The sequence below is a fragment of the Shewanella olleyana genome, from assembly GCF_023283825.1.
GTDB lineage: Bacteria > Pseudomonadota > Gammaproteobacteria > Enterobacterales > Shewanellaceae > Shewanella > Shewanella olleyana.
In genome coordinates this window covers 1-13,859 of sequence record NZ_JAKILD010000012.1, presented here as the reverse complement: position 1 = coordinate 13,859, position 13,859 = coordinate 1, and the positions used below count along the sequence as shown (strand labels likewise).

Below are 13,859 nucleotides of genomic sequence, written 5' to 3'. Positions count from 1 at the left end.
CAATGAGCAGCAATAAAGTACATTTAGGCCACACGGCCAGAAAACGTTTCGGACAAAACTTCTTAACTGATGAGAGTGTCATCAGCAGGATCGTGGGCGCTATTTCGCCAGATAATGATCATGTTATGGTTGAAATCGGTCCAGGTCTTGGTGCATTAACTGAACCAGTAGCTGAAGCTGTTGATAACTTAACTGTTGTTGAGCTTGATAAAGATCTTGTTGAACGTCTGCAAACTCACCCAATACTAAAAGATAAATTAACCATCAACCAAGGTGATGCGCTTAATTTTGATTTTAGTAAGCTTCAACAAGATGGTAAGAAGATGAAAGTGTTTGGTAACTTGCCTTACAACATCTCTACCCCGCTGATGTTTCACCTTTTCGAGTTTGCCGAAATAATTGAAACGATGCACTTTATGCTACAAAAAGAAGTGGTTTTACGCCTTTCTGCGAGCCCAGGAACTAAAGCTTATGGCCGCTTAACCGTCATGGCTCAGTATTTCTGTAAAGTCGTGCCCGTTCTTGAAGTTCCACCAGAAAGCTTCAAGCCCGCGCCAAAAGTTGATTCAGCAGTAGTTCGTTTATTGCCTTATGATGTAAAACCTTACCCTTGTAAGGATGTAAATGTCCTTCGTCATTTGTGTACGACAGCATTCAACATGCGCCGTAAGACTTTAAGAAATAACTTAAAGCAAATGATCACTGATGAAGAGTTTACTCAACTAAACATTGACTCAACTTTAAGACCAGAGCAAATAAGCGTTGAACAATACGTCGCGCTAGCCAATCTGGTTTGCGATAAAAGTTAGATTTTTAAAGGGCACTTTTCATAAGTTGCCCTTTCTTTTTTTAGGAAGTTTAATGACCTCTGTAGCTGCTAACGTAAAAATCAAAGTAGAAACTAAATACCTAGAAGAACAATCATCAACTGAAGATGAAAAGTATTTGTTTAGTTATACCATCACCATTATTAATCTCAGTGAAACCCCTATCACGCTTAAAGATCGCCATTGGATAATCACCAATGCAAATGGTGATACGAGTGAAGTGAAAGGACCTGGCGTTGTAGGTGAAACTCCTACCATTGACCCTGATACCGCTTATCAATACTCAAGTGGCACAGTCATGGAAACGCCCGTTGGTTTTATGGAAGGAAGTTACGGAATGGTGACTGAACAAGGTGATAATTTCAAAGCCGAGATTCCGACCTTTAGATTGGCCGTTCCAGGTATTTTGCAATAACACTATGGCACATTATTTCGTTGGAGATATACAAGGCTGTTTTGACGAACTGCAATTACTACTGGCTAAAGTTGATTTCAACCCGGCTAAAGATGAGCTGTGGGCAGTAGGAGATTTAGTCGCACGCGGCAAAGGCTCCTTACAAACCTTACGTTACTTAAAATCTTTAGAAGGCAGCGTTAAAATCACTTTAGGCAATCATGACCTTCACTTACTCGCACTGCACGGTAAGCTCAAAAGAGCGAACCCTAAAGATAATCTCGCTGAGTTGCTAGCGGCTGAAGATATCACCAACCTTATCGATTGGCTAAGACAGCAACCTTTAGTGCAAACATTATCATCACACAATATCGTAATGACCCATGCGGGAGTGCCACCACAATGGGATCTAAAAACACTGCAAACTGAAGCCCTTGCCGTCAGTGATGCGCTGAAAAAAGACGATTATTTATCCGCATTAATCGCGAAAATGTACACTGAAGCACCTGACTTATGGGATAGTAAGTCGAAGGGTTTACCTCGCTTACGATATTGTATTAATGCACTCACTCGTATGCGCTATTTACAGCCAGATGGCAGTTTGGACTTTGCCTGTAAAAAACCGCTTAAAGAAAAGTCCAATGGTCTTACGCCTTGGTTTGATTTTGATTCAGAACTAAAGAAAAACCACACTTTAGTATTTGGTCATTGGGCCGCCCTTATGGGAGTGACTCACCAAGAGAAAGTATTAGCGTTAGATACTGGCTGTTGCTGGGGAGAATACATGACACTTTGGCATGCTGAAACCAATGAAAAAATTACTCAGCAAAAACTAAAATAATTAAGAAATTGTTAAACTAATAAAAACCTTAGCCGATAAAGCTAATAGATCTCACATGATCACATTACCCTGAGCGATCAAGAGACAAATTCGGGATAAAATAATAACAGCCGGAGTATGCTATGAAAATTAATGTTGCCACCAGAGTTATTGGCGGTTTTACTGTTGTCACACTTCTATTGATTGTATTGGGGGGCGTATCTCTGCTTACCAATAGTACAATCAAAGATAGTACTTCAACATTGCAAAAAGTCAGCCTACCAGCCCTTACTGCAACAGGTGAGTTAACACAAAATTTAAGTGCGCAGCAAATTCAAATTTTATTTGGTTATTATGCTGATGAGTCTTCTCAAATCCCAGCTGTTGAGAAAAAGATTGATATAGAGTCAGCTGAATTCACTAAGACACTCAATAAATTATCTAACCTTATTTCTGACAGACAAGAATTCTCTTCAAATCTATCCCAGTTAAAGTCTAGCTATGCAAGTTTTGAAAAGAACAGCCATTTAATGCTGAACGAGCATGAAAGTGCACTTATAAAACATGAGAAGTTGCTTCAGTTACGTGGTGACTTAGAAGATAGCGCTGATGAAGCTTCATCAATCTTATTAGATCTAATAGATTTAGAAATGAGTGACGATGCAACAGAGCAAAGTATTGCTGCAACAGCCGGCGTTGTAGACAGTAGCTTTATCAATATTATTACTACCGTTTATGATTTAGTCGCCGCTAAAGACGACAGTAAATATAACGTCATCGTTAACGAACTAGATTACATGGTCAGTGATACACGCGGAAAGATTGAGCATATTAATCGTCAAGGCCGTGGGATCATTAGCGACAACACACTCAGTGATTTGAATGCTGAAAGTGAAGCTGTTTTTAAATTAATTAATGACAGTAACACTATTATAGCCTTGAAAGGCCAGCAACTAAAACACGATCAACAAGCAGCAAAATTGCTAGCAGCTACCGATAAAGATCGCTTAGAAGTTAATGCAAAAATGGTTAATTTAGCCAATAACATTGAAGGTTTTACAGGTCAAATTAGTGATGATGCTATTGAAAATATCGATTCGGCCAGTTTAAAAACCATGTTCGTGGTTGTACTCGCGATTATTGTTTCAATTGTGGTTAGTATCGCGGTGGTCAAACCGTTAACTCGTTCATTAGCAAAAGTAAATCAGGCATTAAACATATTAGCTTCAGGTGATTTAACCCATAAACTTGATGATTCAGGACATGATGAATTTGCTGAGTTAGCTAAAAACTGTAATAGCTTAGTCGATAGTTTACGTAATCTGATTGTTGGCATTTTAGACCGCTCCAACCAGCTTGCTGCTGCTGCAGAAGAAACATCGGCCATTACGACTCAAACCACAAGTGGTATTCAAGAACAGAAGAGCCAAGTTGATCAAGTTGCAACAGCAACAACTCAGTTAAGCTCAAGTGCGCAACAGGTTTCAATGAGTGCCGACCAAGCATTAGAGCAAATCAAACAAGCTGATGAAGAAACTCAGCATATGCGCTCACTCGCTGAAGAGAACAAGCTTACAATTCTCGCTTTAGCGGATGAAGTTGCCAAAGCTGGCCAAGTTATTAATAAAGTTCACTCAGACAGCGCATCAATTGGCTCAATCCTGGATGTTATTAGAGGGATTGCAGAACAAACCAATCTACTTGCACTGAATGCTGCAATTGAAGCTGCACGTGCCGGTGAACAAGGTCGAGGATTTGCGGTAGTTGCTGACGAAGTACGAAGCCTAGCTTCTAGAACACAAGAATCAACCAGTGAAATTCAGCAAATGATTGAGGTATTGCAGCAAGGTGCTCAACAAGCGGTCTCGGTGATGGAGCTAGGACGTAGCCAAGCAACTAGCTGTGTTGATAAAACAGAGCAAGCTAACTTAGCACTTGAAACAATTAGCCAGTCTGTTCATAAAGCTTACGACTCTGGTAACCACATTGCACAAGCTGCTCAAGAGCAAAACTTGGTTAGCCAGCAAGTTTCTGAGATGCTTGAACATATTGCAGCAATATCTGAAGAAACGGCAACAGGCGCAGATCAAACCGCCCAATCAAGTCATCAAGTTGCAATGTTATCTGAAGAGCTACAAAGCTCTGTAGGCGAATTTAAAGTTTAAGCAACTATAGACATTCATTTTACTAAAAAGGCTCTTAGGAGCCTTTTTTAATATCTTAAATTAATGACTGACAAGCAGTTCTGTTTTTAAATCTATATCTCATCAAACATCTTGTTTGTTATTAGACTCAACCAACAAATCATACAATGAATACCAACACAACTTTTGATCTATGCATTAATACCAATCAGCATTAGAATATGATCATTCTTACTGGTTAAAATCGCTTATAACTGCGTTAAAAATTTTGTAGGTAGAGCAACTAGCTAGCTGCAATTCCTGCCTTGATCTAAGCGATTTTCCCTACGCAATATCTGAACACATATTTATCCCGACTGGTATAAATTTATCATTAACCATCCCTAATATTTGGCCCATAAAAAAACCGCCATAAAGGCGGTTTTTAGACTATCTGTTATTTGTGCTAAAAAATGCTCAAACTAACAATTAGTTTATCTTGTTATAACGCATCATCAATATCAATCAGTTGCTTTATAATGTAACAGTGAGGTTTAATAAGCTTAAAGCTTATTCACCACTGTTGATACGATCTTGAACAGCAGCAGTAATAGCGCTACCGCTATGACCATTTGCATTTGCCCAATCAAGAATACTTTTACCGTCAGCCTCAGGTGAACTTAGATCACCAGCAGGAAGACGTTTAGCGATATACTCACCTACTTCTAATGAATTAGAGTTGTAAGCTGTTCTTAATAAGCTGCTACCGTCACAAGAAACACCAGTGTAGATATTGCGTAGTTTTACGCGGCTTTCTTTCAACTTCTTACGCAAACGGTTTTTGTCATTAGATTTTACATAATCACAAATGTTCGCGACAAGTTGGTCAGTATTGGCTTCGGCAGGGGTTGACACAAAAGATGCTGCAATTAGGGCTGCTAAGGCCACTGGCATTAAACGCATCTGACACTCCTTTTTAGGTATTTTTATTTTGTACCTACCATCAAGGGTAAGTATCTATTCAGGGTAACACAGGGCACAATTTAACATTATTTCACCAAAGTGTTAAAGCTATATTGCAATTGTGATTCATTTATCTCAACAACCTTCTCTGTTAACTTCCAGCTACCATCGTCCCATTCAGGGAAAAAGGTATCACCATCAACAGTTAACTCTATGAAGGTTAGATAAAGGGTATCGGCCACTGGTAGAATTTCTTTATAGAGTTGACCACCACCAATCACAACTAATTCGTCACAACCTTTCACTAACTCTTTTGCTGCCTCAAAAGAATTAACACAACTGACACCTTCTGGTTGATAGTCATCCTGACGAGTAATCACAATATTATGACGCCCTGGGAGTGGTCTCCCTATTGATTCGAATGTCTTTCGCCCCATCACTACCGGTTTTCCTAACGTCATGGCTTTAAAGTGTTTTAGGTCTTCAGGTAAATGCCAAGGCATTTTATTGTCTTTACCAATGACACGATTGTTTGCCATAGCGGCGATCATAGCGATGCGCATGTAAAATCCTTATAGATGCTTAAGAAATTAAATAATGGGTCTAGTGCGGTAATACACAAGGGAAGGCATAGCTAAGCCGACAGCTAACGCACCAAGAATAAATACAGTTTTTAAACCATTGAAGATAACGAGAGACGTTAAGTCACTACTAATTTGATCTTGTACGCTCAGCTGTACGATTGAAATAAGCGTATTGTATGCGTAGGTACCAGGCACCATAGGTATAATTGCAGCTACTGAATACATCAAAGGTGGAGCTAAGTGCTTTTTGGCAAATCGAATCGTAATCAAGCCGACAAGGGCTGCAGCAGTAAAGGTTGCCCATTCAATTGGCATATCAAAATGCATCAGCAAGGTGCGAAAACTATGGCCTATCGCACCAGCTAGTCCGCTGTAGGGTAAAAATCGCTTTGGGACATTAAACACCATAGCGAAACCCAGTGCTGGAATGGCTGAGAAAAACGCATCATGCAATAACTCTAGAATGAGGTTCATAGAAATAAGCTTCCACCTAATGCCATAGCAAGGGTTATACCTATTACTGTTGCTAGGGTTAATAGCGTGGCGTGTCCCCAACGAGAAATACCGACATTCATATGGCCTTTAACCATATCTGAAATTGCATTAATTAAAGGGAAGCCTGGAACCAGCATTAAGACACTCGCCGCCATGGCCGTTTTTGGAGTGCTAGTCACATCGACGATATAGCCCATTTGAGCAATGAGTGTAGTTATGAACGCAGTGATTGAAAAAATAATCAATAAGTTGAAGTGTTTTTTGACTAAGGACAGTCGCACTGACATCCCGATAGCTGAAGCAATAAAAGTAATAATGCACGATGCTATATCGCCACCAAATAAGTGACAAAAACTGGCACATGATAGACCAATCATCCCAATGACATACTTCGCAGGATAACTCTTAGGCTCAATTCTTTCTAATCGCCTTTTGACTTGCTTATCATTGTAAATGCCTTTTTCTGCCAACAAGCAAATCCGCTGCACTTCACACACAACCATCATATTGATGCCGTGCTCTCTAATACGTCTTGTTGTAGTAATACATCGGCCATGAACTAGGCTGGTTAACACGAGGGAGTTTGAAGAAATAGAAAGCTCTACACTGGCTAAACCAAGTGCTTTGCCTAAGCGCTGACTAATCTCTTCAACAAGATCAGATTCAGCGCCATAAGCTAAGAGTAATTGCGCACTGCGTACGACGAGACGAGTGATGTCATTTTGAGTTTCTGCGTACACTGGTCTCTCTTATTACCCTTTTAATGACTCAATGATAATCGAGTATAATTTATCTCACAATATTAACGTTGATAAATAATTTCTACATCATAATCGTCTTCATCAAAATCATCATCAAAGTCATCGTCGTAATCTTCGTTAACAGATTCAACGTTAGCTTGATGATAGTTATCCCACTTGAATTCAACTTCATCATCAGGATTTGCTAGTTCATCTTCAGCAGGAAGCGCTGAAATGAAGTCTAACAATTTCAAACTTAGATCTTCGGTGTTAGTACGGTTGAATGCTGACATAGTATAAATGTCACCTTTCCAATCCATTTCCTTAACGATGTGCTCCATTTTTTCAGCAAGCTCATCTTCTTGAAGTAAGTCGATTTTATTGAACACTAACCAACGTGGCTTAGCAGCCAGTTTCGGTGAGTATTTCTCTAACTCAGCGACAATTGAACGTGCAGACTCAACAGGATCGCTACCATCAATAGGATCGATATCAATGATATGGAGTAATACACGACAACGCTCTAGATGTTTTAAGAAGCGAATACCTAAACCTGCGCCGTCTGAAGCCCCTTCAATCAAACCTGGGATATCCGCAATCACAAAACTTTGACCAGGACGTGGGCTGACCACACCTAAGTTAGGTACTAATGTAGTGAAAGGATAATCAGCTACTTTCGGTGTTGCACGAGAAACAGAGCGAATAAACGTTGATTTACCTGCATTTGGTAAGCCTAATAGGCCTACATCAGCAAGCAGCAACAACTCAAGCTTCAGCATACGAACTTCGCCAGCTGTCCCTAAGGTTTTTTGTCTCGGCGCACGGTTAGTACTACTCTTAAAGCGTGTATTACCAAGACCGTGGAAACCACCTTTAGCCACTAATAGCTTTTGACCATGAGTGGTTAAATCACCTAATAATTCTTCAGTTTCAAAATCCATAGCACGCGTACCGACAGGTACTTTTAATAACGTGTCTTCGCCACCATGACCTGTACAGTCACGACCACGACCATTCTTACCGCGCTCAGCGATATAAGAACGAACAAATCGAAAATCAATAAGCGTGTTCATGTTTTCGTCTGCGACTAAAAATACGCTACCGCCATCACCGCCGTCACCACCATCTGGGCCGCCGTCTGGCACATATTTCTCACGTCTGAAGCTAACGCAGCCACTGCCACCGTTACCCGCTTCAACTTTGATTTTAGCCTCATCTATAAACTTCATACATACTCCTGACACCACTTAATGTGCCAATTATAACCTCAAAAGACTGAGATGTGCAGGGAAGCGTAGAAGATACAATCACCATAAATCGCTTACTGCAAAAAAATAACTATCGATGCTATACATCGAAATACTTCATTGAAGTTTAGTTAACTAAATTCAACAATGAAGTAATAAACACAAAAGCCCCGCCAGAAGGCGGGGCTTTCAAAGACTGATTAGAGTCTAGAATTAAGCTTCGATGCTAATAAACTTACGGTTATTAGGACCTTTTACTTGAAACTTAACTTTACCGTCTGTTAATGCAAACAAAGTATGGTCACGACCAATACCTACGTTTACACCAGCGTGGAACTTAGTACCACGTTGACGTACGATGATGTTACCAGCAACAACTGATTCGCCACCGAAACGCTTAACACCAAGACGTTTACTTTCTGAATCGCGGCCGTTACGAGTAGAACCGCCAGCTTTTTTATGTGCCATGAGTTAGACTCCTAAATTATGCGCTGATCGCAGTGATTTTAACTTCTGTGAACCATTGACGATGGCCCATTTTCTTTTCGTGATGCTTACGACGATTGAACTTTTGAATAGTTACTTTCTCACCGCGACCGTGGCTAACCACTTCAGCAACAACTTTACCACTAGCAACTAGAGGAGTACCTACGTGAACGTTCTCACCATCAGCAACCAATAATACTTGATCAAACTCTACAGTTTCACCAGTAGCAACTTCAATTTTTTCTAAACGAACTGTATGACCTTCAGCAACACGATGTTGCTTTCCGCCACTTTGAAAAACAGCGTACATAGCTATTTCACTCCAAATGGACTAACACTCCGGTTCATAATTGTAGATACCGGGTGCTAAAAACTTTTAATGACAATGGGCGCGGATTCTACGGGAAGATTTGCTGTCTGGCAAGCGTTAAATTTGAATCAATAAAAAAAGCTCGGTTTAACTCCCACATTCTAAGAACAAAAGCTGTCTAGGGCATGAATTTTAGTTAAAATTTGTTAATATACAATTTGAACCTTATATAGTGGGCAATATAATTTGCCTGACAGCCTAATAACTAGAGACCATTATGGATTTGAACGCCATTCGTCAACTAGCTGATAATGACATGCAAGCCGTTAATCAGTTAATTTACAAACAACTTGAGTCTGATGTTGCATTAATAAACCAACTAGGTTTTTACATTATCAATGGTGGCGGTAAACGACTTCGCCCACTACTTTCTGTATTAGCAGCACGTGCTATCGACTATAAAGGTGAAGAACATCTTAAGTTAGCCGCTATTATCGAATTCATCCATACGGCTTCTTTACTACACGATGACGTAGTAGATGAGTCTACATTAAGACGCGGCCGTAAAACTGCTAACGCGCTTTTTGGTAACAGTGCTAGCGTACTCGTTGGTGACTTCTTATACACTCGTTCGTTCCAAATGATGACAGAGCTCGACAGCATGAAAGTGCTACGTGTTTTAGCTGATACCACCAATATTCTTGCTGAAGGCGAGGTTTTACAATTAATGAATTGTAATGACCCTGAGACCACTGAAGAGAATTATATGCGAGTGATTTACTGTAAAACAGCTAAATTATTCGAAGCCGCGACCTTACTCACAGGTGTCATTGCAGATGTGAGTAAAGAGCAACAAACTGCATTAGGTGATTATGGTAAGTTTCTCGGCACAGCATTCCAGTTAACTGATGATTTACTTGATTACACGGCTGACGCAGATGAGCTTGGTAAAAACATCGGTGACGACCTAGCCGAAGGTAAACCCACTCTTCCGTTAATCTATGCTATGGCACACGGCAATGACACCGCGAAGGCGTTAATTAAAGAAGCCATTGAAAAAGGCGACGGCACCAAGGCAATTGATGAAATTGTCGCGGCATTAAAAGAATCTGGCGCACTGGAATACACTAAGCAAAAAGCAGATCAAGAAGCAGATAAAGCTATTGCAGCTCTTGCGCCATTAGCTGATAGCGAATATAAAACCGCGCTGATTTCATTAGCCAAAATTTCAGTTCAGCGTAATAACTAGGACGTGTTGTTCTTTGCTGGTTGGATTTTGTTCGAGATAAAAGTGTTTTAATTGAGGCGGATGGATTGATGCCTAGTCATCTAAGCTAAATTCATCCAACAAAGAGTAAAACACTTTTAGTCGAACCCTTTGGGCAGCGTTTGTTGGCCATTCTTACTGCGTTATCGACTTTTTAAGTAGAATAACTACACCACAAAGTCTCTGCCTTGTATCAATGGCCAACAATTCGCTGCAAAAACAACCTTGAAAGATCAACACGCCCTAATATACTGAAAAAATCATTGTGAAAATAAATGCCCTGCACTCCAAGAGTTCGGGGCATTTTTATTGCTTTATTTTTATAGCTATAAATGACACTGACAGTTTTATATTTTTTAAACTTGCCAATTAATTGGAGTTTTCCCCAAGTCACTCAATAACTGATTTGTTTTTGAAAAATGCTGGCAGCCGAAAAAACCACGATAAGCAGATAATGGTGAAGGGTGCGGCCCGGTCAATACTTGATGTTTTGAAGTATCAATTAATTTACCTTTTTTAATTGCATGAGCTCCCCACAACACAAATATGATAGGCTCTTCTTGCGCATTGAGGTAATGCATTACGTTATCCGTAAAAGTCTCCCAACCAGCCTTTGAATGCGAATGCGCCTTGCTTTCTTCCACTGTTAACACCGTATTTAATAATAATACTCCCTGCTGCGCCCATTGGGTTAGATTTCCGTGTTGTGGGATCTCAAAACCATTGATACTTTGGTACAACTCTTTATAGATATTTACCAGCGAAGGCGGCACTTTAACGCCATCTTGAACAGAAAAACATAACCCATGAGCTTGACCTGCACCGTGATAAGGATCCTGGCCAAGAATCACCACTTTTACTTTATCTAAAGGTGTTAAATCAAATGCGCTATATATCGCATCCGTTGGCGGAAAAATCACTTTTTTTAGCTGTTTTTGTTTGGCTAAAAAAGCATCCAGTTCTTGGAAATAAGGCTTACTTTGTTCAACTGCTATAAATTCTTTCCAACTTTTCATCTGGTTCTTTGCCTCATACAATATGCATTGACTCGCAAAAATATGTCACTTACATTAAAATTTAATAATTACAAAATAAAAAAGGATGTTCATTTATGATACAAAAATTGAACACCAATAAAAGTTTAGGCTTTACCCTTATTGAATTAGTCGTGGTCATTATTATACTCGGCGTAATTGCAGTTATCGCATTACCTAAGTTCATCAATATTAAACAAGATGCAGAGATATCAACAGTGCAAGGGACTGGAGGTGCTTTTTCGAGTGGGATCTCACTCGCTAACGTTAAGTGGGCGGCTTTAGGTAACTCAGGTCCTGCCGACAACTTACAAATTTTCCCAAATGCTGGTGCTGATGGTCAGCTCGATATTAATCAATGGGGTTTCCCAGCCCAAAACTGGCCACCTTTTGAGGCTTCACCTCGACTCAACAATACTAATGATTGCATGTCTGTTTGGAGAACTATTTTACAGGATGCACCAACAATATCGACCAGTAGCGATCCCGAAGACTCTATCTACCAAGCAACTTATATCTCCCCCGATCAATGTCGCTACTTATATAATCCATTAGCTAATTTATCGATTTATTATGACTCCCGTAATGGACAAGTGATCACAGATTCTGACCCTAATACTTAATTGACACTTTATTCTGTCAATAAAGTAGGTAGACTCTTTGCTAATTCTTAAATCATTATGAGAAAATTTTCATGTCTGAAGAAAAAACTGAAACGACTATGTATCAGCTAGCTGATCAATTTATCGCACTTGCAAATCAACTTGGCCAAACAGAAAATGATATTGGTAAAGTCGGTACAGCATTACGTTTTGCTGCCGCACGTTATAATGCTTTCGAAGCCGCGATCAAATCTTCTGATTTAGAAGCTGAAAAAGAAAATGCGTTAAACTGGTTTTCTGATGAATACAAAGGCATGTTGAATGAAAACCTAAACGATCACATCAAGAATCCTCCTGGCGGCCAAAAAGCCTCAGAAGAAAAAGCTGACGACTCAGTACAAGTATTCAAGAACTAATTGAAACCCTAAAGTTCTGATTTACTGTACCTAAAAAGCCATCTCACGATGGCTTTTTGCTTTTGACATGATTTTCAACTTGAGCTTACTGTCACTAAAACAAGTTAATGATAACCCGCAAAGCAAGTAATATAAGTACAATGCCAGAAAGCTTATCAATTAAAGCTGCCTTATCTCTAAGTCTCGATAAAATGGGCCCATGAGACAGTACTACCGCAATGATGGTATACCACAGCCCATCAACCACCAACGGCGTTAACACAATTAAAGTTTGTCCAGTTAGCGTTTCTGCCGCCATGACAAACTGGCTAAATAACGCTAAAAAGAAAAGTAGAATCTTGGGGTTAAATAACGAAATGGCTAATCCATCCCGAGCTGCTTGTAATAGTGTACTCGACTCTCCGGATTGTAATTTTTGCTCCATCCCGCCTTTAGATTGCAGCGCCTGAAACCCCATCCAAGCAAGGTAAAGTGCCCCCACAACGGCGATACCATTAAACACAATTGGTGATTTTTCGAGTACGACAGCTAAGCCTAATAATGTGACTAGCGCGTAAACCCCAATGCCAATTGAATGCGCCCAGGCACAAACAACACCATGTAAACGGCCACCAGATAATGTATGCCTTAACACCATCGCTAAGCTAGGCCCTGGCGACATCGCGCCTAAACAACAAATGGCTAATAAACCTAACCATGTACTCAATGCCATTCTGTTTTTATCCTTAATGAGTTATTTTTATTGGGTAGAAATCGGGTAGAAGAAAAAGCCGTACGGTATCATGATTTTGCCTTAACAGCATTCAGTTAACCTCAATTTAAGCAATTGTTGATATAGTCATAGGCACACAGATCCTTCTTATTGAGATAAAGATATGTCATTAATGCTACTCATTCTTCTAGGGCTACTGCTAGCAGGTATTGCGGTGCTCATTTTTTTTAAAATTAAAGGCAAAAATATTCCTACGACCATTATCGTATTATTGGGTTTTATGACGATATGCTTTACCGGCGTGTATTCATTTCTAAATAAAACAGAAGATTATAATGCTTATCAGAGATTACAATGGCAACCACTTAACCCTGAACAAATAGCCCCGTTAGTAGAGCAAGGTTACATCGTATTTGTTGATATATATGCTGACTGGTGTCTGCCGTGCAGGGCAAATAAAGCCAATGTCACTCGCCGTGAAAAAGTCGTCGATGTGCTTGATGCTGATAATATTATATTGATGAAAGGCAACTGGACAGAACCTAATCCTATGATAGAAAATTATGTCGGTAATCAAGGGGGAATAGGCACCCCCTTCAATAAAGTCTATGGCCCTAGTCACCCTAAAGGGATCATATTGCCGGTAGAATTGACGATAAATGCAGTATTCCAAGCCTTAGATGCAGCGAAGTAATTGCTTTTGGTAAAAAAAAGACTGCCTAAGCAGTCTCAGATTAATGACAAACCCCCACTTTTTTTAAGTGGGGGTTTTATTTTATTGGTTTATACGCATTTCACGACGTTTATTTAAAAACACATCTTGAGCAATATTGTTGGTT

The 13,859-nt window shown here is 39.9% G+C and carries 17 protein-coding genes; 8 read left to right on the top strand and 9 right to left on the bottom strand.

All coding sequences use genetic code 11. The features are described from left to right. Positions 1-2 precede the first annotated feature (2 nt). The 4 genes from rsmA (at position 3) to L2735_RS10060 (ending at position 4,206) form a co-directional block, all read left to right on the top strand. Positions 3-809 (top strand): 16S rRNA (adenine(1518)-N(6)/adenine(1519)-N(6))-dimethyltransferase RsmA, encoded by an 807-nt coding sequence (rsmA, locus tag L2735_RS10075; protein ID WP_248984583.1) that lies wholly within the window; start codon positions 3-5, stop codon positions 807-809. 52 nt (positions 810-861) lie between these two features. Further along, positions 862-1,242, top strand: coding sequence for a Co2+/Mg2+ efflux protein ApaG (gene apaG, locus L2735_RS10070; RefSeq protein ID WP_248984582.1), 381 nt, complete (start codon positions 862-864; stop codon positions 1,240-1,242). 4 nt (positions 1,243-1,246) lie between these two features. Continuing rightward, entirely contained in the window at positions 1,247-2,062 is an 816-nt protein-coding gene (locus L2735_RS10065; protein WP_248984581.1) for a symmetrical bis(5'-nucleosyl)-tetraphosphatase, read from the top strand. 122 nt (positions 2,063-2,184) lie between these two features. After that, positions 2,185-4,206 carry a HAMP domain-containing methyl-accepting chemotaxis protein gene (locus tag L2735_RS10060; protein ID WP_248984580.1) on the top strand — a complete coding sequence of 674 codons (2,022 nt, stop codon included), beginning with the start codon at positions 2,185-2,187 and terminating at the stop codon, positions 4,204-4,206. Positions 4,207-4,734: 528 nt separating this feature from the next. Here L2735_RS10060 and L2735_RS10055 read toward each other — a convergent pair. The 7 genes from L2735_RS10055 to rplU form a co-directional block, all read right to left on the bottom strand. Beyond that, positions 4,735-5,127 carry a DUF3718 domain-containing protein gene (locus L2735_RS10055; RefSeq protein ID WP_248984579.1) on the bottom strand — a complete coding sequence of 131 codons (393 nt, stop codon included), beginning with the start codon at positions 5,125-5,127 and terminating at the stop codon, positions 4,735-4,737. Positions 5,128-5,213: 86 nt separating this feature from the next. After that, positions 5,214-5,690, bottom strand: a complete 477-nt coding sequence (locus tag L2735_RS10050; RefSeq protein ID WP_248984578.1) for a dihydrofolate reductase — start codon at positions 5,688-5,690, stop codon at positions 5,214-5,216. A 27-nt stretch (positions 5,691-5,717) separates the two neighbouring features. After that, positions 5,718-6,185, bottom strand: a complete 468-nt coding sequence (locus L2735_RS10045; RefSeq protein ID WP_248984577.1) for a threonine/serine exporter family protein — start codon at positions 6,183-6,185, stop codon at positions 5,718-5,720. After that, entirely contained in the window at positions 6,182-6,946 is a 765-nt protein-coding gene (locus tag L2735_RS10040) for a threonine/serine exporter family protein (RefSeq protein ID WP_248984576.1), read from the bottom strand. The genes L2735_RS10045 and L2735_RS10040 overlap by 4 nt, the downstream gene beginning before the upstream one ends. A gap of 62 nt (positions 6,947-7,008) precedes the next feature. Further along, on the bottom strand, positions 7,009-8,175 hold the full coding sequence (cgtA, locus tag L2735_RS10035; protein WP_248984575.1) for an Obg family GTPase CgtA: 1,167 nt from the start codon (positions 8,173-8,175) through the stop codon (positions 7,009-7,011). Between the two features lie 231 nt (positions 8,176-8,406). Beyond that, positions 8,407-8,661, bottom strand: a complete 255-nt coding sequence (gene rpmA / locus L2735_RS10030) for a 50S ribosomal protein L27 (RefSeq protein WP_055024328.1) — start codon at positions 8,659-8,661, stop codon at positions 8,407-8,409. A 16-nt stretch (positions 8,662-8,677) separates the two neighbouring features. Then, entirely contained in the window at positions 8,678-8,989 is a 312-nt protein-coding gene (gene rplU, locus L2735_RS10025; RefSeq protein WP_102529859.1) for a 50S ribosomal protein L21, read from the bottom strand. Between the two features lie 277 nt (positions 8,990-9,266). On the opposite strand from rplU, the gene ispB reads away from it, so the two are divergent. Next, the gene (gene ispB / locus L2735_RS10020) at positions 9,267-10,238 is read left to right on the top strand and encodes an octaprenyl diphosphate synthase (protein WP_248984574.1); all 972 of its coding nucleotides are present in this window, start codon (positions 9,267-9,269) and stop codon (positions 10,236-10,238) included. Positions 10,239-10,612: 374 nt separating this feature from the next. Here ispB and ung read toward each other — a convergent pair whose 3' ends face one another. Continuing rightward, positions 10,613-11,272, bottom strand: coding sequence for a uracil-DNA glycosylase (gene ung / locus L2735_RS10010; RefSeq protein ID WP_248984573.1), 660 nt, complete (start codon positions 11,270-11,272; stop codon positions 10,613-10,615). Positions 11,273-11,367: 95 nt separating this feature from the next. Here ung and L2735_RS10005 point away from each other — a divergent pair, with 95 nt between their 5' ends. Both L2735_RS10005 and L2735_RS10000 read left to right on the top strand, forming a co-directional pair. Further along, entirely contained in the window at positions 11,368-11,913 is a 546-nt protein-coding gene (locus L2735_RS10005; RefSeq protein WP_248984572.1) for a prepilin-type N-terminal cleavage/methylation domain-containing protein, read from the top strand. A gap of 71 nt (positions 11,914-11,984) precedes the next feature. Further along, the gene (locus L2735_RS10000; RefSeq protein WP_248984571.1) at positions 11,985-12,308 is read left to right on the top strand and encodes a DUF3144 domain-containing protein; all 324 of its coding nucleotides are present in this window, start codon (positions 11,985-11,987) and stop codon (positions 12,306-12,308) included. 94 nt (positions 12,309-12,402) lie between these two features. On the opposite strand, the gene L2735_RS09995 is transcribed toward L2735_RS10000, so the two are convergent. Further along, positions 12,403-13,020 carry a LysE family translocator gene (locus tag L2735_RS09995; RefSeq protein ID WP_248984570.1) on the bottom strand — a complete coding sequence of 206 codons (618 nt, stop codon included), beginning with the start codon at positions 13,018-13,020 and terminating at the stop codon, positions 12,403-12,405. Between the two features lie 163 nt (positions 13,021-13,183). On the opposite strand from L2735_RS09995, the gene L2735_RS09990 reads away from it, so the two are divergent. After that, complete coding sequence (locus L2735_RS09990; protein ID WP_248984569.1) at positions 13,184-13,714, top strand: thioredoxin family protein; 531 nt, start codon at positions 13,184-13,186, stop codon at positions 13,712-13,714. The last annotated feature ends 145 nt before the right edge of the window (positions 13,715-13,859 follow it).

Bases quoted from the DNA above. Each gene is read 5' to 3' on its own strand.
- L2735_RS10050 (WP_248984578.1), bottom strand. From the start codon at position 5,690: ATGCGCATCGCTATGATCGCCGCTATGGCAAACAATCGTGTCATTGGT.
- rsmA (WP_248984583.1), top strand. From the start codon at position 3: ATGAGCAGCAATAAAGTACATTTAGGCCACACGGCCAGAAAACGTTTC.
- rplU (WP_102529859.1), bottom strand. From the start codon at position 8,989: ATGTACGCTGTTTTTCAAAGTGGCGGAAAGCAACATCGTGTTGCTGAA.
- L2735_RS10065 (WP_248984581.1), top strand. From the start codon at position 1,247: ATGGCACATTATTTCGTTGGAGATATACAAGGCTGTTTTGACGAACTG.
- L2735_RS10045 (WP_248984577.1), bottom strand. From the start codon at position 6,185: ATGAACCTCATTCTAGAGTTATTGCATGATGCGTTTTTCTCAGCCATT.
- ung (WP_248984573.1), bottom strand. From the start codon at position 11,272: ATGAAAAGTTGGAAAGAATTTATAGCAGTTGAACAAAGTAAGCCTTAT.
- rpmA (WP_055024328.1), bottom strand. From the start codon at position 8,661: ATGGCACATAAAAAAGCTGGCGGTTCTACTCGTAACGGCCGCGATTCA.
- apaG (WP_248984582.1), top strand. From the start codon at position 862: ATGACCTCTGTAGCTGCTAACGTAAAAATCAAAGTAGAAACTAAATAC.
- L2735_RS10060 (WP_248984580.1), top strand. From the start codon at position 2,185: ATGAAAATTAATGTTGCCACCAGAGTTATTGGCGGTTTTACTGTTGTC.
- L2735_RS10005 (WP_248984572.1), top strand. From the start codon at position 11,368: ATGATACAAAAATTGAACACCAATAAAAGTTTAGGCTTTACCCTTATT.
- L2735_RS10055 (WP_248984579.1), bottom strand. From the start codon at position 5,127: ATGCGTTTAATGCCAGTGGCCTTAGCAGCCCTAATTGCAGCATCTTTT.
- ispB (WP_248984574.1), top strand. From the start codon at position 9,267: ATGGATTTGAACGCCATTCGTCAACTAGCTGATAATGACATGCAAGCC.
- cgtA (WP_248984575.1), bottom strand. From the start codon at position 8,175: ATGAAGTTTATAGATGAGGCTAAAATCAAAGTTGAAGCGGGTAACGGT.
- L2735_RS10000 (WP_248984571.1), top strand. From the start codon at position 11,985: ATGTCTGAAGAAAAAACTGAAACGACTATGTATCAGCTAGCTGATCAA.
- L2735_RS09995 (WP_248984570.1), bottom strand. From the start codon at position 13,020: ATGGCATTGAGTACATGGTTAGGTTTATTAGCCATTTGTTGTTTAGGC.
- L2735_RS09990 (WP_248984569.1), top strand. From the start codon at position 13,184: ATGTCATTAATGCTACTCATTCTTCTAGGGCTACTGCTAGCAGGTATT.